Genomic DNA, 20,221 nt, shown 5'->3' with positions numbered 1-20,221 from the left:
TGGTCGTCCAGGAGCGAACTACCTACCTGGCCATGACGACGTCGGTCGGGCGCTCCACCTTCACCTCGACGCCGTAGTCGAACAGCTCCAGGGTCGCGGTGTACGTGCCGGTGTCGAGTCGGCCCTTCGCCGTCGACTGCCACGTACCGCTGAGGGCCACCTTCCCGACCCGGCCCTGGGCATCCCGGGTGACGTCTCCGGACGTGGTGTTCGAGCCGTCCTTGGACTGCGTGGCGTACTCGAAGTGCAGGCTGCCGTCAGGGTTCTCGCTGATGGTCGCGTTCGCGCTCCTCAGCGCCTTGAACAGCGCCGCCGGGTCGGGTGCCGCGGCATCCAGGACGGTGTCCCCGTCGCCGTAGAGGGACAGCCGGTCGTGCTTGCCCGGGTACTGGCCATAGCGGCCGTACTTCTCACCGGGTCCCTTGTCGGGCGGCAGTTCGCCCAGCGGCGGTTCCCCGCCGATGTACCTGGTGCCGTTGATCAGCAGCTCGGTCATCACCGAGTCGTCCTGCGGCACACGGACGTACCCGGTCCTGGCCTTCGGGTCGAACGCCCCCTCGTAGGTCAGTCCGCCCTGCCCGGACTGGTTGCCGGTGGTCAGCCGCATCCGGTAGCTGACGTTCTCACTGGCCGCGACCGCCGCGACCAGCTTCAATTGCGGCGCTGCGGCGTTGGTGACCGGTGGCGGGCCCGCCGTCGGCCCGGCCTGCCCGTTCCCGCCGACCGTCAGCACCGCTGCGGTCACCCCGGCCAGGCCCAGCACACCCATGGTGTACGTCGCCCGCAGCAGAACCGTCCGACGCTGGTGCCGCCGCCTCGCCGCGCCGACGACGTCCGAGGTCAGCGTGACGCCGGCGGTCTCCCGGTGCATACCCGCGATCAACTGCTCTTCGATGTCAATGGTCATCTTCCTGCTCCATTCCGAGCCGGGGCGTCTTCAACCGCCCAGGTAGTCATGACCTCGCGAAGGCGGGACAACCCCCGCGAGGCCGTGGACTTGACGGTGCCGATCGAGCATCCGAGCATCTCGGCGGCTTCCGCTTCGCTGACCTGCTCCCAGTAGCGCAGTACCAGCACCGCCCGCTGCCGGGGCGGTAGCGTGGCCAGCGCCTGGATGAGTGCCTGTCGAAGGTTCAGCACGTCCGTACCGTCAGCCGTGCTCGGCGGCTCCACGTTGGCCAGGACCTCCGGCCGTCGCTTGCGGCTCCGCCACTGGTCGACCGCGAGGTGGTACATCGCGCGGCGCAGGTACGCCTCCTTGTCGCCGTGCACCCGGTTCCAGCGCCGCATCAGCCGCTCCAACCCCGCCTGTAGCAGGTCCTCGGCGGCCGGACGGGTGCCGGTCAGCAACACAGCCGTGGCGAGCAGGGCGTTGCCCCGTTCGGCCACGAGGGTGTCCAACCCCTCGAAGCTCTTTCTCCAGCGCACGGGCTCTCCTTCCGTCGCCACCAAGGACGACGGGTCGGGCGGGAAGGTTGAGCGACATCTCCGAATACTCGTGTGAGGATCTCCTCGCGCCGCGCCGTCACGTCGTCAGGTCGGCGGAGGCGGTGAGCCGGGGCAGGTCCGGGGCCGGGTCGGACGGGCGGGTTCCGTGAAGGCGGGGGCTGTCCGCAGAACGTCGCCGGCGTCCTGCCCGGCGATGGCTCATAAGCTTGCCGCGTGCCGCGACTGATCCTGCTCAACGGGCCGCCGGCCTGCGGCAAGTCGACGCTCGCCCAGCGGTACGTCGACGAGCACCCGCTCGCGCTCAACCTCGATATCGACTGTGTCCGGAGGTTGCTCGGCCGGTGGCGCGAGGACGCGTACGCGGCGGGCCTGCTCGCCCGGGCGATCGCGCTCGCCGCCGCGCGGACCCATGTCGCGGCCAGCTACGACGTGGTGATTCCGCAGCTCGTGGCCGATCTGAAGTTCGTCGAGGAGATCGAGCGGGTTGCCCGGGATGTTGGTGCGGAGTTCCACGAGGTGGTGTTGCTCGACGGCAGGGAGAACGCGCTTCGGCGATTCGAGAAGCGGACCCGTACGGCGGCCGAACCGGCTCACGTGGAGGCGGGTGAGCTGCTGGACCGTCCCGGCGGACTGGACGAGCTGGCGGCGATGTACGACCGGTTGATGCGGGTCGTCGCCGCCCGGCCGATGACGAGAGTGCTGCCCTCCGTGGAGGGGGAGGTGGAGCAGACGTACCAGCGGCTGCTGGGTCTCATCCAGTCGTCCGCTTGACGGGCAGTTTGCCCGGACGCCGGTCTCGGCGCAGGGATCGGTCGTCGGCTCCCACGACCGCTGGTAACGGTTACGGCGGCGTTCTACAGTGACGGCGATCCGAGTTGGCGAGGAGCCCGCGGTGCCTGAACTGACGGACGACGAGCGCGAGCAGTACCTCCGAATTCCGCTCGAGGCGGCGCGGCGGGACGTCGGGCGCCTGGCACCGGTGGTCGGGGCCGGCCTGTCGGTGCCGCTCGGCGCCCCGACCTGGAGCGGCCTGGTCGGCCGGCTCTGCGCGGCCTCCGGAGTCGAGCAGCGACCGGGCGACCGGCCCGGCGAACTCTTCGGCAGGTTCCGTCAGAGCCTAGGCGTCTCGGCGTACGAAACGCTCGTGCAGCAGTGGCTCTCCACCTCCGACCAGCAGACGAGTCTCGCGCACCAGGCGATCGTCGGGGCGAACGTCCGGCACGTCTTCACCACCAATCTGGACTACGCGCTCGAACGATCCTTCGAGCTGGCCGGCCGGGCACTTCGACCGGAGAACGTCATCGTCGGCAGCCAGCCGGACGCCGAACGCCTGCTGCGGGGAGCCGCGCGTACCGGACCGGTGCTGGTAAAGGTGCACGGCACGTTGCACGACCCCGACTCCTGGGTCCTGGAGCAGCGGGCGTACGACGAGGGTTACCTGGCGGACGGCCGGCTGAGCAAACTCTGGGGCGTCCTCGAACTGCGGCCCCTGTTCATCGGTTTCGGCTTCGCGGACGACGACGTCAACGAGTCGCTGCGGTCGGTCGAGCTGACCTACCGGCGGGGCGGGTACGCCATCATGTCGATAGCCGCCATCCGCGCGAATTCGCCGGCGCTGCGCCGCAGCGGGATCATGCCGATCGCCGTACTCGACTTCGCGCAGGTGCCCGAGGTGATCGACGAGATCTTCCGATGTTCGCCGCTGACCGTCGAGCGGAGAGTCGAGATCGGCACCAGCAACCGTACGGTGATCGTCGGGGCGACCAGTGCCGCCGTCCCGGCCGACCTCGACGACGAGGCCGAGTTCGAGGTGGTGACGGCGATCGCGAACGCGGTGGAGGTGCAGCCGTACGCGTCGTTCCTCAGCGACGAGCCGCGTCGGCGGTACGGCCAGCGCGGGCAGTACTTCAACTCACTGCTCCAGTGGGCGGCGGCGAAGGAGGAGGCGAAGGTCGGCACGCTGCTGGGCACGCTCACCCGCTATCCCGACGTGTTCCTCGGCCAGCTGCTCCCCCGGGCGCTGCGCCAGCAGAAGCCGGCGGACATCCTCACCGCGATGTACGCCGCCGCCGACGAGCGGGCCCGGGAGGCAACCCGGAACGGCGTGCTCGAAACGCTCGACAACCCGGCCGACGCCGGTTACGTAACCCTGAGATCCCTGGCCTGGTTCGCCGCCTCGGTACGGGCCCATCCGGGGATGGCGATGCCGCCCATGACGGTGTCGGTCGGCGCTCCGCTGGCCGCCACGAAGTACCCGCTGACCCGCTACCAGGTCGGGATGCTCCGCCGGGATGAGTCACTGTGCGAGTCCCACCCGATCCGCCCGTACACCCTGAAGTCGCGGCACGAAATCGACGAGATCGTACGTCTGCTCAACGAGCAGTTCGGTGAGCACGGCCGGTGGCGACTCCCCACCGCCGACGAGTGGCTGGGACTCTCGGCGACGACCACCGGGCGTTGGCCGTGGGGCGACGCCGACCCGGAGCGGGGCCGGCACGCCCACCTCCGGTACGTCGCGGGCGGGGCGATCGCGGCCCACCCACTGGAGGTGGGCGTGTTTCCCGGCGACCGCGCGCCGGTCCGGGACCTGATCGGCAATGTCTACGAGGTCGTCCTCGGCGATCTGGCCTACGGGGACTTGAGCCTCGCCGGTGGGTCCTGGACGACCTCGTTCAAGGACAGCACGACGTCGAGATTCGACCTGATCTCGAACTGGACCGGCCGGTTCCGGGACAACGTCGGACTCCGCCCGCTGCTGGAACCCAGGTCGGGTCCATAGCCGGAGTCCGCTGCGGTCGTCCCCGCCGGTCTAGCCGTTCCCAGTCGCGGGTCGGCGCCGCCCATGGCGCCGGAGTACCGTCCAGGGTGGCGGGCTGCGGCAGCGGTCTCCGGCCAGCCTCCTCGGGAGTAGCAGATGCCGGCCACGATTGGCGAAGAACTGTTCATCGGCGAGCGTGCCCGCGATCCGGGAAACGCTGATCATGCGGGAGGTGGGGGAGGGCCGGTCGCCGGTCGGCAGCGTCGAGGAGTTGATGCGGGCCGGCGGCGCCTACGACTTCGCCGCCGCCGCCCCCATCCTGTCGGGTCTGCTTGCGGGGCTGACCGGCCCCGACCTGATCCAGGTCTGCCATGTGGCCGTGTTCACGCTCAAGCACCTCGGATATCCCGATCTTGCTCGGGATGCCGCTCGGCTGGCGGTCCTCGCGGCGGAAGAGGTGGAGGATCCGGCCTGGATCGGCGCGGCGGAGTTCATTCGGATCTTGAGCCTGCCTCCCGAGTTGCCCACCGTGCCCACCACCCGCGCGCAGCGGATGGCTGACGACCTCCAGCCGAGCATCGGTGATCCGAACATGCGCCAGGCGTACGGCATGCTGCACCTGTACGCCGCGCTGCGGTCGGCTGTGGACCGGCGTCCGGACGACGCTCGGGACCATCTGCGGGAGGCACGGGACGCCGCCGATTCACTGGGTGAACCGGAGAATCTGGGGCTCGCCCGATTCGCGTTCGGGCCGACCAACGTCGAGATCTGGCGGTTGGCCGTGCAACTGGAACTCGGCGAACCGGGCCTGGCCATCGAACGGGCGGCATCGGTGGTACCCGAGCGGATTCCGTTGGCGGTCCGTCAGGCGCCCTTCTACCTGGACCTCGGACAGGCTCTGGTCAGTCAGCGGCGGGATGAGGAAGCGATTGCGGCGTTCCTCCGCGCCGAGGCGATAGCGCCGCAGTTCATCCGGCTGCGCCCGACCGTACGGAATGCCATAGCGGTGGTCATACGCAGGACGAGGAAGAACGCGCTCAGCAAGCCAATGCGCCGGGCCGCCGCAATCGTCGGGCTGGACCACCAACTCGGCTGATTGCAGGACGCAATCATTTTCCGTCACGTCACTTCTACCGTCTGTGACTGGACACGACGACACGACCTCTGTCGGCAACGGTACGGCCGCGCGTCGCGTCCACTCCGCCGGTGCGGTGCTGCCTTCCCCTCGATCGGTGATTGCGATGGGCTCGGCGGCCCCGTCCCGTACTCGACGCGATCGGACCAGCGACGGCGTACGCCGGTCAGCGCGGCGGCTACGCTCCGGGCGCAGCCCCGGTGGAGTAGCCGAACGGGGAGTCGGCGGACCCGGACGGGAACGAGTCGAGGGTCCGGCACGCGCTGATCATCGCCGCCCGGACCGCCGACGCGGCGGCGGACGCCGAGGCCCGTGAAGGACCGCCGTACAACGGCTGCTAACGCTGGACGTGTGCGCTGCCGGCCGGGGTGAAGGTGAAGGACTCCCGGAAGCGCCCCGGACCGTGGCGGACGGCGAACAGAATCGGCTCGGAGAATTTCGGCCACTGTCCGGTGCGCTCGTCGGCACCGTTCCAGAAGTGCAGGCAGACGGCGGGTCGCTCGGGGTCCTCGGCGAGGTAGACGAGGGAGCTAGGGTACCTCGGGTTGCCGCCCCCGCAGAGCACGGACGGTGCCCCCAGCCGCAGAGTCAGCTCGGTCAGGGTCCAGTCGCGTTTGCACATCGCCGCGATCTGTTCACTCAACCGGTCGTACTTGGCCACGGTCAGCGTGCGATCAAGGTTCAGCCAGCCGTTGCGGTGGGCGAGTTCGGCGTAGACCGAGGCGACGGCATCGTCGGGTCGGTCGTCGCGGCGGAGGACGTCCTGGGCCGCGCCCGTCACACCCGTCGGGTAGAACGCGTCCCGGTCCTTCAACTCCGCTCGTTGCCGCTCCCACTGCTGTTCCTGGCCACAGGCGTACGCGAGCGCCTCGCCGAGCAGGACCAGGCTGACCTCGCCGCCGAACACGCCGAGGCGACGGATCGCGCTGTTGACCCGGCCCCGTAGGTACGCGCGGATGTCATCGGCGTCGCGCTCGAGAACGGGTTGATCCACGACCACATCCAACCACCTGCCGTTGACCGGCTCGGGTCAGCCGACGACGAACGAGGCTGCCGGCTTCACGGCCGGCAGCCTCGGAGGTCGGTACGGTCGGTCGGACGCGCTCGGTCAAACGCGGGCGCGCCGGGCCAGGCGCTCCGGGTCGAGGATGATGATGCTCTTGCCGTCCAGACGCAGCCAGCCGCGCGAGGCGAAGTCGGCCAGCGCCTTGTTGACGGTCTCCCGGGAGGCGCCGACGAGCTGGGCGATCTCCTCCTGGGTCAGGTCGTGGGTGACCCGGAGTACGCCGCCGTCCCGGGTGCCGAACCGGCCCGCCATCTGGAGCAGGTTCTTCGCCACCCGGCCGGGCACGTCGGTGAAGATCAGGTCGGCCAGGTTGTCGTTCGTCCGGCGCAGCCTGCGGGCGAGTACCCGCAGCAACTGCTCGGCGATCTCCGGCCGGTTGTTCAGCCACGGCCGCAGCGCCTGCTTGCGCAGCCGGGCGAGCCGGGTGTCGATCACAGCGGTGGCGGTCGCCGTACGGGGACCGGGGTCGAACAGCGACAGTTCGCCGACCATGTCCGAGGGGCCCATCACGGCGATCAGGTTCTGCCGCCCATCGGCGGCCCGCCGACCAACCTTGATCTTGCCGCTCAGTACGATATAAAGGCTGTCGCCCGGCTCGCCCTCGTTGAAGACGATTTCGCCCTTACGGACCTCGATCGTCTCCATGTCCTTTGCGAGCGCCTCGGCAGCCTCCGGGTCGACGCCCTGGAAGATCCCGCTGCGGGCAAGTACCTCGTCCATTGCGCACCTCCGCCTACGCGGGCCGTCCCGCCGGCCAGGGTTCGTGGCCGGTGATCCCCCGCGCGCCGCCAAGTCTAGGCGCATGTGAAGAGTAATCGGAGGTGGCCCCTGGAATCTTGATCCGGAGTCGAACGCGCGTAAGAGCAGATGAGCGGGGGTACGCCCGGTTCGACCCGCCATGTCACCAGCCGGGCGAGTCCGGCTCGGCCCGGATCATACTGGCCCGGACAGCCTGCGGAACCGCGATCGGGCGGGAAACGGCAGGTGGCCGGTGGGGAATCGATCGGCAGCCGGGCGGGTCGTAGGGTCGACCGGTGTCGTCCGAGCCGCAGTTGACGTTCCGTACCGAGGACGGGCGGGACATTCCGGTACTGGTCTGGCGCCTCGCCGCCCCGGTACTGGCGATCAGCTCCGCTCCGCTCGGCGGCGGGATCGGCGTACGGCACTGGGTGGTCAACGCGACCGTGCCGATGTCGTACCGCCGGGACGACCCCGACGTCCACCTCGGTGAGCTGGCCGACCGGCTGGCCCTGCGCGGACCCGGGATCGGCCTGCTCACCGGCGTCGACGTCGGCCAGGTGGTGACCGCTACCGACACCGGTGTCCGGCTCTGGGCCACCGTGGGCCTCGGTGCCCCGATCTGGGCCGCCGCCCCCGACCGGGAGCATGCTCCGGCGCCGGAGCAGCGGGACGCCGCACAGCCGGACACCAGGGAGATACAGCCGGACACCGGGGAGATGGAGCCGGCGCGGCCGGTCGGCACCGTCAACATCGTCGCGCTGCTGCCGGTCCGGTTGAGCGACGCGGCACTGGTCAACGCCGTCGCCACGGTCGCCGAGGCGAAGGCCCAGGCGCTCCGGGAACTGGGTCTGCCGGCCACCGGCACCGCCACCGACGCGGTGACCCTGCTCTGCCCGCCCGACGGCCCGGCCGCCCCGTACGGCGGTCCGCGCTCCCGCTGGGGCGGCCCACTGGCCCGAGCCGCATGTCAGGCGGTACGGGTCGGCGGCACCATCCCCGGCGTCCCCTGGTCGGACCGGTGACCGAGCCAGACGGCTGAGCCGCTGACGGCGGCTGGCAAATCGGGGTGCAGATTCCGGCCTGTCGGCGGTCGCCCGTCTTGCCCACTCCCGGTACTGTCACCGGGCGATGTACGACACCAATCGACCTCCGCCGAAGTCCCGCCGGGCGCCACGCCGCACCGGCCGGACCCTCCTCATCGTCACCGCGGTCCTGACGGTGCTCCTGGGTACCGGTGTGGCCGGAGTGGCGGTGTTCAACGTCATGGGCGACGACTCCGCCGCGCCGGAGACGCCGGGTGCCGCCAGCGGAAGCGCGTCGGCCGACCCGTCGCCGACCGGCAAGCCGGCGCCGAAGGTCATCTCCATGTCGGCCACCGGGGACATCGTGATGGGCAACGCCCCGGGCCGGCTGCCCTCGGGCGGCGGTAAGGGCTTCTTCAACTCGGTCAAGAAGGCGCTCGCCGCCGACCTGGTGATGGGCAACCTTGAGGAGCCGCTGACCGACGACACCGGCACCTCGAAGTGCGGTGCCAACTCGACCCGCTGCTTCCAGTTCCGGGCCCCGCCGTCCTACGCGGCGCACCTGAAGGAAGCCGGTTTCGAGCTGCTGAACCAGGCGAACAACCACGGGTACGACTTCGGCAAGGCGGGCTACCGGAACACCCAGCTCGCACTGGAGAAGTACGACCTCCAGCACACCGGCGCGCCGAACCAGATCACCGTGGCCGAGGTCGAGGGCGTCAAGGTGGCGGTCGCGGGCTTCTCGTCGTACCCCTGGTCCAACAGCCTGACCGACATCGCCTCGGCGAAGAAGGTGATCCAGAAGGCCGCGACAATGGCCGACCTGGTCGTCGTACAGGTGCACATGGGCGGCGAGGGCTCCGAGAAGACCCGGGTCCGGCCGGGCACCGAGTTGTTCCTCGGGGAGAACCGGGGCGATCCGATCAAGTTCTCGCGCTCGATGATCGACGCGGGCGCCGATCTGATCGTCGGCCACGGGCCGCACGTGATGCGGGCGATGGAGTTCTACAAGGGCCGGCTGATCGCGTACAGCCTCGGGAACTTCGCCGGTGGTGGCGGCACGCTCAGCAACGACGGTCGGCTCGGCTGGGGCGCGGTCCTCAAGGTCTCGCTCGCCTCCGACGGCAGCTGGGCCGGCGGGCAGCTCATCTCGACGTACATGAACGATGCGGGCAAGCCGACCATGGACGGCCAGAAGCGCGCGCTGGGCCTGGTACGCGACCTGGGCAAGTCCGACTTTCCGAAGACCGGCGCGAAGCTCGCCGCCGACGGCAAGATCTCGCCCTCGGCCGCCGCGAGCTGACCACCCGGCCGCACGCGTCCCGTGCTTCGGCCTCGTCCGGCTCCCGGACCTCGCCGTCGTCGCCGCGACGTAGGCTGGCCGACGTGAGTGCGACAGACGATTCCGTCGACACCGGGGTCGTGACGGCGCCCGGCGCGGCGACCAAGGCGATCCGGGCCGCGCGGCCGTCTCGCCGTACGGTAGAAACCGATCTTGGCCGAAAGCGGCGGGCCCGGCGGATCGGGCGGCTGCTGACCGAGGCCCACCCCGACGCCCACTGCGAGCTCAACCACTCCGGGCCGCTGCAACTGGCCGTGGCGACCATCCTCTCCGCCCAGTGCACCGACCAGCGGGTCAACGAGGTGACGCCCAAGCTGTTCCTCCGCTATCCGACGGCGGCCGACTACGCCGGGGCGGACCGGGCCGAGCTGGAGGAGATGATCCGGCCGACCGGGTTCTTCCGGAACAAGACGAACTCGCTGATCAACCTCGGGCAGCAGCTCGTCGAACGGTACGACGGCCAGGTGCCGGGCCGGCTGGTCGACCTGGTGACACTGCCCGGGATCGGCCGGAAGACCGCCAACGTCATCCTCGGCAACGCCTTCGGGGTGCCCGGGATAACCGTCGACACCCACTTCCAGCGCCTGATGCACCGGTGGGAGCTGACCACCGAGACCGACCCCGTCAAGATCGAACACGCCGTCGGGGCGCTGTTCGAGCGGCGCGACTGGACGATGCTGTCGCACCGGGTGATCTTCCACGGCCGACGGGTCTGCCACGCCCGCAAGCCCGCCTGCGGGGCCTGCACGCTGGCCAAGGTCTGTCCGTCGTACGGCACCGGGCCGACCGAGGCCGCGGCCGCCGCCAAACTCCTCAAGGGCCCCCGGGCCCGCGAACTGGCGGTACAGGCCGGGGTCGACCCCGATCTGGTGCCGGCGACCGCCGTCGTCTCGGACGCACCGTGAAACGACTGCTGCTCGGCGGGTCGCTCGTGCCGCTGCTGCTGCTCGCCACCGCCTGCACCGGGTCGGACGCGGACTCCGAGGCTCGCCCGGCGCCGACCGGCCAGACCGCCGCGACCACCACGGCGTTCGCGGACTGCGGCACCCTGACCACACCGTTGGCCCCGTCCCCGTCCGCCAATACGAAGGCGGCAGCCGGCTCGGGCGAACCGCTGCCGGCCCTGGACCTGCCCTGCTTCACCGGAGGTACGCAGGTGTCCGTCGGCGCGCTGCGCGGGCCCGCCGTGATCAACCTCTGGGCCTCCTGGTGCGGGCCGTGCCGCAAGGAACTCCCCGCCTTCCAACGCCTCTCCGAGCGGACCGCCGGCAAGCTGCGGGTGGTGGGAGTGAGCACCCAGACCGGGCGGTCCGCCGCGCAGTCGATCGGGGAGGACTTCGGGCTGCGGTTTCCCACCCTCTACGATCCGGACAACCGGCTGCGGCTGGCACTCGGGCGCGCGGTAATGCCGATCACGCTGTTCGTCGACGGGGAGGGGCGGATCCGGCACCGGGACGAGACGGGCGCGCTGGACGACGCGGAGCTGGCCGACCTCGTACGACAGCATCTGGGGGTGGCGGTGTCGTCGTGACCGACCGTGAACTCCCGACGTGGTGCGAGCCGCTACTCACCCGGGTCCGGTCGGCCCGTACCGAGGACTTCACCCGGCTGCGTACCCCGGTCAACGGTGGGCGGGCCAGCGCCGTACTGGTGCTGCTCGGTGAACAGCCGGCACACGGGCCGGACGTACTGATCCTGCAACGCGCGGCGACCCTGCGTACCCACGCCGGCCAACCGGCCTTCCCCGGTGGCGCCTGCGACCCGGAGGACTCCGACGCCGCCGCGACCGCGCTGCGGGAGGCACACGAGGAGGTCGGCCTCGACCGGGACAGCGTCACCGTGCTGGCCCAGCTACCCCGGCTGTGGATTCCGGTCAGCGACTTCGTCGTCACCCCGGTCCTGGCCTGGTGGCACCGGCCCCATCCGGTGCACCCCCGCGAGCCGGCCGAGGTGGCGCACGTGGCCCGGCTGCCGATCACCGAACTGGTCGACCCGGCCAACCGGGTCCGGGTACGCCATCCCAGCGGGTGGATCGGCCCGGCCTTCCAGGCCCGCGGCATGCTGGTCTGGGGCTTCACGGCCGGGGTGCTGGCGGCGCTGCTCGACATGGCCGGCTGGGCCCGGCCCTGGCCACAGGACCGGGTACTGGAACTGCCGCCGACCAGCCCTCCGCCGGCACCCGACGCGAGCGCCGACGAGGCGGAGTAACAGAACGACCCACCGTCCGCCGGGTCGACCGGGTCGGAAAGTGATTCGGCTGTCTCCGTCGTGGCGGCGTCATTCTCAGGTCGTCCCCGTACCCTGGACGGGTGTCGGTGGTGGATGTCGTCCTCATCCTGCTCATGTTGCTGTTCGCGATCAGCGGCTACCGGCAGGGCTTCGTCATCGGACTGCTCTCCTTCACCGGGTTCTTCGGTGGCGCGCTGATCGGGTTGCAGGTCGGCCCGCTGCTCGCGGAGCAGTTCTCGAACAACTCGACCCGGGTCGTGGTCGCGCTGATCGCGATCTTCGGCCTGGCGGTGCTCGGCCAGGCGCTCGCCGGCTGGCTCGGCTCGCATCTGCGGCACGCGATCACCAGCCAGGCGGGGCGGCGGGCGGACGACGTCGGCGGCGCCGTCGTCTCGCTGCTCGCCGTACTGCTCGTCGCGTGGCTGGTGGCCGTACCGTTGGCATCGTCCTCGCTGCCGTGGCTCGCCAGCGCCGTCCGCAACAGTGCGCTGCTGACCGTGGTGGACCGGGTGCTGCCGCCGGAGGCCCAGGCGCTCTCCCGGGCCTTGCGTGACACGGTCGACACCAACGGCTTCCCGGACGTCTTCGGCGGGCTGACCCCGACCCGATCCCGGGAGGTGGCCTCGCCGGATCCGGCGCTCGCCGGTTCCCAGGCCGTGGTGAACGGCCGGCGCTCGGTGGTCAAGGTGCTCGGCAACGCGCCCAGTTGTTCCCGCCGGATCGAGGGGTCCGGCTTCGTGTACGCCGAGAACCGGGTGATGACCAACGCCCACGTGGTCGCCGGGACCCGGAGCGTCTCCGTCGAACTGGCGGGCGAGCGGCACAACGCCCGGGTGGTCGTCTACGACCCGGACCGCGATCTGGCCGTGCTCTTCGTGCAGAACCTGTCCGCACCGATCATGCCGTTCGCGGCCAGGGAGGCGGAGGTGGAGGACGACGCCATCGTGCTCGGCTTTCCGCTGGACGGCCCGTACAACGCGCAGCCGGCCCGGATCCGGGACGTCGGCGAGATCAGCGGTCCGGACATCTACGAGTCGGGACGGGTCAACCGGGAGATCTACACGATCCGGGGACTGGTCCGGAGCGGGAACTCGGGCGGACCACTGGTGACCACCGGTGGCCAGGCGCTCGGCGTGATCTTCGCGGCGGCGGCCGACGACCCGAACACCGGGTTCGCGGTGACGGCCGACGAGGCGCGGTCGACCGCGGCCGCCGGAGTCGAGCGGACCCGGGTCACCGGTACCGGATCCTGCACCTGAACAGGGATCGGCCCCGTCAGGAGCCCTTGCGGCCCAGCCGGCGGACCAGCAGGACGCCCCCGGCGACGACCACGACGAACAGCAGACCGCTGCTGAACAGACCGTTCCGGGAGCCGGGGATCGGACTGCCCGCCGGCTCGGCCGACCAGTTCGCCGAGCGGCCGGAAGCCGCCGTTCCCACCGTGCCGGAGCCGTCCTCCGCCCGCTCCGGCGACTGCTCCTGGCCGGGCGCCGATCCGAACCCGGAGACGGCGGGCGCCGCCTCTCCGTCGTCCAGCGGGTTCCGCTGCACGGTGGAAACCTCGCCGTTCAGTGCGGCGACGGGATCGACGACGCCGAAGCCGAACCGGTCGTCCCGACCGGACGGACCGACGTCCCGGGCAGTATTGATCAACCGGTTGACCACGTCACCGGCGGACATCTTCGGCCAGTGCGACCGAACCAGCGCCGCCGAGGCGGCCACCAGCGGCGCGGCGAAGCTGGTGCCCTGGACCTGCCAGAAACCGCCCGGACGGGCACCGGAAAGCCCCGTTGCCGGCGCGGAGAGCACCGTCTCCGGGCCGGTTATCGATCCCGACCAGAGCGCGTCGCTCTCCCGTTCCAGACCGGCCACGGCGACCACGCCCGGCTCCCGGGCCGGATACCAGACACGCTTGCCGGCCGACGATCCCAGATTGCCGGTACAGGCGACGACGACCACGTCCCGGGCGAAGGCGTAGTCGAGGGCGGCGGCCAGCGCGGGACTGTCCCCACTGCCGCCCAGGGACAGGTTCACCACCTGGGCGCCGTTGTCGACCGCCCAACGCACGCCCTTCGCGACGATCAGGGCGTCGTCGTAGCGGTTCTCCTCGTCGAGCACCCGGACCGGCAGGATCTTGGCTTTGGGAGCCAGGCCGGCGACGCCCCGGGTGTCGTCGTTGCGCCCGGCGATCAGCCCGGCAACCGTGGTGCCGTGCCCGACCGGGTCGGTCTGCCCGTTGCCGGTGCCGTCGACCAGGTCGATTCCGGGCAACACCTGCCCGGCGAGGTCGGCGTGTGAGGCGTCGACTCCGGAGTCGATGACCGCGACCGTCACGCCCTTGCCGGTCGACACCCGCCAGGCGGCCTTCGCGTTGAACATGTCCAATTGCCACTGCTTGTCGCGGATCGCGTCGGCGACGACGGGCAGACTGACCGGACGCGCCGGTACGGCGGCGGTTGCCGGCGCCGGGGCGACCAGCGAGCTGGCGAGCCCGGCCGTGGCGAGCAACGCCGTCCCGGCGACCCGGGCGACAGCGCGGTCCTGTTGATGCGGCAGCCTGGTCACAGCATGGCCATTTCACCCCGGGAGACACATGATGCACGGAGGTTACCCCGTTTCACCCCCGTCGCGGGGCGAAACTTCGCGACGACCTCGTCGGAACGCCAACCATGTGCTCACGGACCGCCCGCCGACCGCTGACCTCGCCCCCACGTCCGACCGGTGACCTTGGGCGGTCACCGGTCGAACCGGGCCGTCAGGTGGGCGGCAGGTAGCCGAGCTGCACGAGCCGGATGCCTTCCTTCCGGGTCACCAGCCGGCCCCGGCCGGGCGGCATCGGTCCGGGGCGTACCGAACCGATCAGCGCACCCTCGTCCTTGCTTCCGGACATCACCAGACCGGGCGAGGAGAGTTCCCGGAGCCGCTGGATGATCGGCTCGTAGAGCGACCGCGAGGCACCGCCCGAGCGCCGGGTGAGCACCAGGTGCAGACCGACGTCCCGGGCCTGCGGGAGGTACTCGACCAGCGGCGTCAGGGGGTTGTTCGGGCCGGTGGCGACCAGGTCGTAGTCGTCGACCAGCACGAACAGCTCCGGTCCGGTCCACCAGGACCGGTCCCGCAACTGCTGCGGGGTCACGTCCGGGCCGGGCAGCCGGCGCTGCATGTAACCGGCCACCGACTCGATCAGCTCGCTGGTCGCGGCGGCGGCGGTGCCGTACCCGATGAGGTGGTCGGACTGGACCACGCCCAACAGGCTGCGCCGGAAGTCGACCAGGATCACCCGGGCCTGCTCCGGCGTGTACCGGGTGGTGATCGAGATGGCCAGCGCACGCAGGAACGACGACTTGCCGCACTCGGCGTCGCCGAAGAGCAGGAAGTGCGGCTCCGAGGCGAAGTCGATTGCCACCTGCTGGAGATCCGCCTCCGAGATGCCGATCGGCAGCCGCAGGCCGGTCGCGCCGGCCACGTCCAGATCGGCGTACGGCAGGATCGGCGGGAGCAGCCGGACCCGGGGCGCCGGCGCGCCACCCCAGTTGCCGGCCACCGCCTTGACCAGTGCCTGAGTCTGCCCGCCGCCCAAGCTGGACAGCTCCGGCAGGACGGTCAGGAAGTGCAGGCTCTCGGCGGTGATGCCCCGACCCGGCGACTTCTCCGGCACGTTCGCCGCCGCCTTGCGCGAGACGATCGAGTCGGTGGGGTCACCGAGCCGCAACTCCAGCCGGGACCCGAACAGGTCCCGGATCGCCGGCCGGAAGTCCATCCAGCGTGGCGCCGCGGCGATCACGTGCACGCCGTACGACAGGCCACGGGTGGCGATGTCGGTGATCAGCGGCTCCATGTCGTCGTACTCGCCCCGCAGGGTGGGCCAGCCGTCCACGACCAGGAACACGTCACCGAACGGGTCCGCGCCGACCCCGACCCCGCCCGCGGCGGCCCGCCGCTTGCGGTACGCCGGCATCGACTCCACGCCCAGTTCGGCAAACCGCTGCTCGCGCTCGTTGAGCAGGGTGGAGATCTCGCCGACGGTACGCCGCACCGCCGCCGCCTCGGACCGTCCGGCGACCCCGCCGACGTGCGGCAGGTCGCGCAGCGCGGCGAGCGATCCGCCACCGAAGTCGAGGCAGTAGACCTGGACCTCGGCCGGTGTGTGGGTCAGGGCCAGGCCGCAGACCAGGGTCCGCAGCAGGCTCGACTTGCCGGACTGCGGCCCGCCGGCGATGGCGACGTGCCCGGCGCCACCCTCCAGGGACAGCCACAGCAGGTCACGTCGTTGCTCGAAGGGCTTGTCGATCAGGGCGACCGGCACCTGGAGGGCGCCGTGCAGTTCGGGGTTGCCGAAGGTGAGCCCACGGGCCGGGTCGGTGATGACCGGGCCGAGGATCTCGTCCAGGGCCGTTGCCTGGGACAGCGGGGGCAGCCACACCTGGTGGGCCGGTGGGCCCTGCCCGACCAGTCGGGACACCATGACGTCGAGCAGGCTCTCCCCGGTGGCCTCCTCCGGTCCCGGTTTCGGGGTGGCCGGCACCACCGGCTTCGGGACCGGCACGAAGTGGGTGGAGTACGACAGCAGCCGGGGACCGGTGTAGCCCTGCGCACCCGGGCCGCTCGCGCTGGTCTTCTGGAACGGGCCGGAGACGTACGCCGCCTTGAACCGGATCAGCGGTTCGGTGCCGAACTTCAGGTAGCCGTGTCCGGGTGCCCGAGGCAGCTCGTACGCGTCCGGCACGCCGAGCACGGCCCGGGACTCCAGCGCCGAGAAGGTCCGCAGACCGATCCGGTACGACAGGTGGGTGTCCAGCCCGCGCAGCCGGCCCTCCTCCAACCGCTGCGAGGCGAGCAGCAGGTGTACGCCGAGCGACCGGCCCAACCGGCCGATCTGGACGAAGAGGTCGATGAAGTCGGGCTTCGCGCTGAGCAGCTCGGAGAACTCGTCACAGATGATCAGCAGCGAGGGGAGCGGTGCGAGCGCCGCCCCGCCGGACCGGGCCTTGTCGTAGTCCTTCAGGTTGGCGTAGTTGCCGGCCTTGCGGAGCAACTCCTGCCGGCGGATCATCTCGCCGTTGATCGCGTCGACCATCCGGTCGACCAGGGGCAGTTCGTCGGCCAGGTTGGTGATCACCGCGGCGGTGTGCGGCAACCGGTCCAGCGAGGCGAAGGTCGCGCCACCCTTGAAGTCGACAAGTACGAAGTTGAGCGCCTCAGAGGAGTGCGTCGCCGCCAGCCCGAGCACGAGGGTACGCAGCAGCTCGGACTTTCCGGAACCGGTGGCGCCGATGAGCAGGCCGTGCGGGCCCATACCGTCCTGGGCCGACTCCTTCAGGTCCAGGTCGATCGCGCCGCCGTCGGCGCCCACGCCGATCGGCACCCGCAGCTTGTCCCGGTTGGGGCGTGGGGCCCAGCCCTGTGCCGTACTGAAGTTCTCCGGGTCGCCCACGCCGAGCAGTTCGCCGAGGGTCATCTCGGTGGCCAGCGGGGCGTCGGTGGAGCCCTTCGTCGCGGCGGCGAGCCGGAGCGGCGCCAGCCGGCGGGCGACCGCCTCGGCCTCTTCGAGGCTGAGCCGGTCCGGGGTGCCGACCTCGGCCTGCCCGTCCATCGTGAAGGTGTTCAGCCGGCCACCGGTCAGCTCCAGGACCAGCGTGGCGCGGTCGAGCAGCCGGGGCGGCGAACTGTCCAGGTCGATGATCGTCACCGCGTCGATGCCGCTGTCGCCGGCCAGGTAGCTGGCGCCGTTGAGGTCACCGCCGTCGAGCACGATCACCACGTGCGGACCGTCGGTCGCCGGGCCGGACAGGCTGAACCGGGAACGGTTGCCGACCACGTCGTCGATGAGCTTTTCCAGTTCGACAGCCGAGCTGGCCACCATGCGTACCGGGCCGAGCGCGTCGGTGCTGGTCGGGTGGTGCACGTGCGGGAGCCACTTGGTCCACTCCCACCGGGCCCGCCGTTCCGGACCGGCGCAGATCGCGATCAGCAGTTCTTCGGGCGCGTGGAAGACCGAGAGCTGGGTGAGCACCGCCCGGGCCACCGCCTGGGGGTCGCCGCCGGCCGGATCGCGGGACTGGTCCCGCCCGCCCGGCGCGTTGCGGATGAAGACCCGGGCGAAGCCGCGGATGGAGAGCGCCACCGGCAGGTCCGGCACCACCGAGTACGCGTCGAGGAACCGGCGCAGCGCGCCGGCCGTCATCGGTTCGAGGTCCTCCAGCGGCCGGGTCACCGGCGGCACGAGCGGGGTGGCCAGGGTCTGCGGGCCGACCGCGACCCGGACCACGCCGAAGTCGCCGTCGCTCGGGCGGCGCTCCCAGACCCGGTAGCTGCCCACAGTGGACCAGAGCTGGGCCGGGTCGGGATGCCGGTAGAAGAGACCCGACCGCTGTTTCGACGCGGTCTCCCGGACCCGGCGCCGCAGCGTGGCCAGGTGTCGGAGGTACTCGCGGCGGGCGGCCATCATTTCCGACTTCTTAGGTGTTCCCGACGAACTGCCCCAGGACGATGCCACCATGGCCAGCGAGGAGACGCCGAACATCGCACCGACGACGTACGAGTAGGCGCCGCCGCCACGGCCGAACATCATCGCCATCGCGACCGAGCCGCCGAGCATCGGCAGCACCATCATCATCTGCTGCCACTTGCTGCCGGTGGCCTGGGGGATCTCGGGTGGCGGCTCGACGGTCAGTTCGCCGGTCGGGATGTCCGGTGCCGGCCGCCGGGGAGGGCGCTTGATGACGACGGTGCTCACCGTGCTCCTCCGCCCTGCCGACCAGCGGGTTCCCGCCGGAATCGGTCGCCCGGCGGCGGCCCGGTGTCGAGCCTGCGGGCCCGTCCGGCGCGGTTGACACCGCACCGGCACTGGTTACCCGTGTCCATGTGAGACCTCCCCTAAGGCCGCGGCAATGGAGCAGTTATCCGGTGCCGGCGGGCCATCCGACGCGGCCGCGTCGCAAATGTCCTCGTGCTCGGTCGGACGAGCTTGCCCCATCCTAGGTAAAGTGCGGTCGTCCGCGCAGCCATGGGTTGCCCCCTCGATGGAGGACTGTCGATGAGTACCGGGCTTGCCCGCGTCACGATCAGCGCGCCGCAACGACGGGTGGACGTCGCGCTGCCCGAACACCTGCCGCTGGCCGAACTTTTACCAGAGGTGCTGCGGCACGCCGGCGAAGGACTGGCGGACGACGGCGAGAAGCACGGCGGGTGGCTGCTGCGCCGGACCGACGGTGAACCGTTGGCGGCCGGCAAGGCCCTGCTGCCGCAGGGCGTACGTGACGGCGACGTGCTGCATCTCGTGCCGGCCCGGGCGCAGTGGCCGGAACTGGAGTACGACGACGTCGTGGAGGCGATCGCCGACGGCGCCCGTCGACGTGGCAGCGCGTGGTCCGGGCGGAACACCCGGATCGGGACGCTGAGCGCCGCGGGCGGGCTGCTCACCGTCGGGCTGCTCGCGGTGGTCGCCGGTGGCACGGTCTGGTCCCTCGGCGCCTTCGTCGCGCTCGGCACCGCCGTACTGCTGGCGGTGGGTGCCGTGGTGGCCTCCCGGGCGTACGGGGACGCGACGGCGGGCGCCGCACTGGGCGGGTACGCGATGCCGTTCGCCTTCTTCGGCGGTGCCCTGCTGGTGGCCTCCGGCGACCGGGTCGGAGTGCTCGGTCCGGTCGGCTGGCTCGGCGCACCCGAGGCACTGGCCGGCTCGGTGGCGCTGCTCCTGATCGCCGTGCTGGGCCTGGTCGGGGTGGCTTCCGGGCTGCGGGTCTTCGCCGCCGGTGTCTCCATCGGGCTGCTCGGCGCGCTGACCGCGCTCGCCGGGTTCGTACTGTCGGCCGCAGGGGCCGCCGCGATCCTGATGGCCGTGCTGGTCTGTGCGATCGGAATGCTGCCGCTGCTGGCGATCAGGTTCGGCAAACTGCCGATGCCGCCGATCACCCTGCCCACCGGGGCGGAGGCGGCGGAGGGCTTCAGCGCGGCCAGTTCCACCCAGGGCGGCGTACGGGAGCGGCCGGACCGGGGACGCGTCTTCGCGGCGGTCGCCCGGACCGAGGAGATGCTCACCGGGATGCTGATCGGGCACGCGGTGCTGGCCGTCGCGGCGGCGCTGCTGCTGGTGGTCTCGGGCGGGTTCTCCGGCCGGCTGATGGTGGCGGTCTCGGCGGCCGCGCTGCTGCTCCGGTCCCGGCTCTTCGTCACGGTTCGGCAACGGGTTCCGCTGGTGGTCGCCGGGGTCGTCTCGTTCGTGGTGCTCGGGATCGCCCTGCTGCTGCGGGTCCAGGAGACCGGCCTGCTCCTGCTCGCGGCCGGCGGGCTGGGGCTCGCGCTGGTGACCATCGGTGCCGGCGCGACCTACTCGAAGCGCGAGCCGGGGCCATACCTCGGCCGGACCGCCGACATCATCGACACCCTGATGGTGGTGGCGGTGGTCCCGGTGGCGTGCGCGGTGCTGGGCCTGTACGCCCAGGCGCGCAGCCTGATCGGCTGAATCCCGGCGGCCCCG

Annotated in this window: 16 protein-coding genes; 10 read left to right on the top strand and 6 right to left on the bottom strand. The window is 71.2% G+C overall.

Going from position 1 to position 20,221, the window contains the following annotated elements; all coding sequences use genetic code 11:
• Window positions 1-22: 22 nt before the first annotated feature.
• Window positions 23-907: a hypothetical protein gene (locus ACFP2T_RS04720; protein WP_377417578.1), complete on the bottom strand. Its 885-nt coding sequence runs from the start codon at window positions 905-907 to the stop codon at window positions 23-25.
• Window positions 904-1,428: a SigE family RNA polymerase sigma factor gene (locus ACFP2T_RS04715; RefSeq protein WP_377417576.1), complete on the bottom strand. Its 525-nt coding sequence runs from the start codon at window positions 1,426-1,428 to the stop codon at window positions 904-906. Before ACFP2T_RS04715 ends, ACFP2T_RS04720 begins: the two co-directional genes overlap by 4 nt.
• A 234-nt stretch (window positions 1,429-1,662) precedes the next feature.
• Between ACFP2T_RS04715 and ACFP2T_RS04710 the strand changes: the two genes are divergently transcribed.
• From ACFP2T_RS04710 to ACFP2T_RS04700, 3 genes are all read left to right on the top strand, one after another.
• Window positions 1,663-2,220: an AAA family ATPase gene (locus tag ACFP2T_RS04710; protein ID WP_377417574.1), complete on the top strand. Its 558-nt coding sequence runs from the start codon at window positions 1,663-1,665 to the stop codon at window positions 2,218-2,220.
• Between the two features lie 121 nt (window positions 2,221-2,341).
• Entirely contained in the window at window positions 2,342-4,228 is a 1,887-nt protein-coding gene (locus tag ACFP2T_RS04705) for an SIR2 family protein (protein ID WP_377417572.1), read from the top strand.
• A 175-nt stretch (window positions 4,229-4,403) separates the two neighbouring features.
• Window positions 4,404-5,303, top strand: coding sequence for a tetratricopeptide repeat protein (locus ACFP2T_RS04700; protein WP_377417570.1), 900 nt, complete (start codon window positions 4,404-4,406; stop codon window positions 5,301-5,303).
• Window positions 5,304-5,679: 376 nt separating this feature from the next.
• Here the strand turns inward: ACFP2T_RS04700 and ACFP2T_RS04695 are convergent, their stop codons facing one another.
• Together ACFP2T_RS04695 and ACFP2T_RS04690 are read right to left on the bottom strand one after the other, a co-directional pair.
• Window positions 5,680-6,336, bottom strand: a complete 657-nt coding sequence (locus ACFP2T_RS04695) for a hypothetical protein (RefSeq protein WP_377417568.1) — start codon at window positions 6,334-6,336, stop codon at window positions 5,680-5,682.
• A gap of 114 nt (window positions 6,337-6,450) precedes the next feature.
• Window positions 6,451-7,128 carry a Crp/Fnr family transcriptional regulator gene (locus ACFP2T_RS04690; RefSeq protein ID WP_192766500.1) on the bottom strand — a complete coding sequence of 226 codons (678 nt, stop codon included), beginning with the start codon at window positions 7,126-7,128 and terminating at the stop codon, window positions 6,451-6,453.
• Window positions 7,129-7,442: 314 nt separating this feature from the next.
• On the opposite strand from ACFP2T_RS04690, the gene ACFP2T_RS04685 reads away from it, so the two are divergent.
• The 6 genes from ACFP2T_RS04685 (at window position 7,443) to ACFP2T_RS04660 (ending at window position 13,001) form a co-directional block, all read left to right on the top strand.
• The gene (locus ACFP2T_RS04685; protein ID WP_377417566.1) at window positions 7,443-8,171 is read left to right on the top strand and encodes an adenosylcobinamide amidohydrolase; all 729 of its coding nucleotides are present in this window, start codon (window positions 7,443-7,445) and stop codon (window positions 8,169-8,171) included.
• A gap of 106 nt (window positions 8,172-8,277) precedes the next feature.
• Entirely contained in the window at window positions 8,278-9,474 is a 1,197-nt protein-coding gene (locus tag ACFP2T_RS04680) for a CapA family protein (RefSeq protein ID WP_377417564.1), read from the top strand.
• 149 nt (window positions 9,475-9,623) lie between these two features.
• Window positions 9,624-10,418 (top strand): endonuclease III, encoded by a 795-nt coding sequence (gene nth, locus ACFP2T_RS04675; RefSeq protein ID WP_377417924.1) that lies wholly within the window; start codon window positions 9,624-9,626, stop codon window positions 10,416-10,418.
• A complete protein-coding gene (locus ACFP2T_RS04670; protein WP_377417562.1) occupies window positions 10,415-11,044 on the top strand; it encodes a TlpA family protein disulfide reductase in 630 nt (209 codons plus the stop codon). Before nth ends, ACFP2T_RS04670 begins: the two co-directional genes overlap by 4 nt.
• Window positions 11,041-11,721 carry an NUDIX hydrolase gene (locus ACFP2T_RS04665; protein WP_377417560.1) on the top strand — a complete coding sequence of 227 codons (681 nt, stop codon included), beginning with the start codon at window positions 11,041-11,043 and terminating at the stop codon, window positions 11,719-11,721. The genes ACFP2T_RS04670 and ACFP2T_RS04665 overlap by 4 nt, the downstream gene beginning before the upstream one ends.
• A gap of 101 nt (window positions 11,722-11,822) precedes the next feature.
• On the top strand, window positions 11,823-13,001 hold the full coding sequence (locus ACFP2T_RS04660; protein ID WP_377417558.1) for a MarP family serine protease: 1,179 nt from the start codon (window positions 11,823-11,825) through the stop codon (window positions 12,999-13,001).
• 16 nt (window positions 13,002-13,017) lie between these two features.
• Here the strand turns inward: ACFP2T_RS04660 and mycP are convergent, their stop codons facing one another.
• Together mycP and eccCa are read right to left on the bottom strand one after the other, a co-directional pair.
• Window positions 13,018-14,298 (bottom strand): type VII secretion-associated serine protease mycosin, encoded by a 1,281-nt coding sequence (mycP, locus tag ACFP2T_RS04655; protein WP_377417922.1) that lies wholly within the window; start codon window positions 14,296-14,298, stop codon window positions 13,018-13,020.
• Window positions 14,299-14,497: 199 nt separating this feature from the next.
• Window positions 14,498-18,478 (bottom strand): type VII secretion protein EccCa, encoded by a 3,981-nt coding sequence (eccCa, locus tag ACFP2T_RS04650; protein WP_377417556.1) that lies wholly within the window; start codon window positions 18,476-18,478, stop codon window positions 14,498-14,500.
• Between the two features lie 300 nt (window positions 18,479-18,778).
• Here eccCa and eccD point away from each other — a divergent pair, with 300 nt between their 5' ends.
• Window positions 18,779-20,206, top strand: coding sequence for a type VII secretion integral membrane protein EccD (gene eccD / locus ACFP2T_RS04645; RefSeq protein WP_377417554.1), 1,428 nt, complete (start codon window positions 18,779-18,781; stop codon window positions 20,204-20,206).
• Window positions 20,207-20,221: the final 15 nt, after the last annotated feature.

Source organism: Plantactinospora solaniradicis (genome assembly GCF_042658085.1).
Classification (GTDB): Bacteria; Actinomycetota; Actinomycetes; order Mycobacteriales; family Micromonosporaceae; genus Plantactinospora; species Plantactinospora solaniradicis.
The sequence above is the reverse complement of the archived record's forward strand: the minus strand, read 5'-3'. Positions and strand labels throughout refer to the sequence as shown.

Bases quoted from the DNA above. Each gene is read 5' to 3' on its own strand.
- ACFP2T_RS04720 (WP_377417578.1), bottom strand. From the start codon at position 907: ATGACCATTGACATCGAAGAGCAGTTGATCGCGGGTATGCACCGGGAG.
- ACFP2T_RS04680 (WP_377417564.1), top strand. From the start codon at position 8,278: ATGTACGACACCAATCGACCTCCGCCGAAGTCCCGCCGGGCGCCACGC.
- eccD (WP_377417554.1), top strand. From the start codon at position 18,779: ATGAGTACCGGGCTTGCCCGCGTCACGATCAGCGCGCCGCAACGACGG.
- ACFP2T_RS04690 (WP_192766500.1), bottom strand. From the start codon at position 7,128: ATGGACGAGGTACTTGCCCGCAGCGGGATCTTCCAGGGCGTCGACCCG.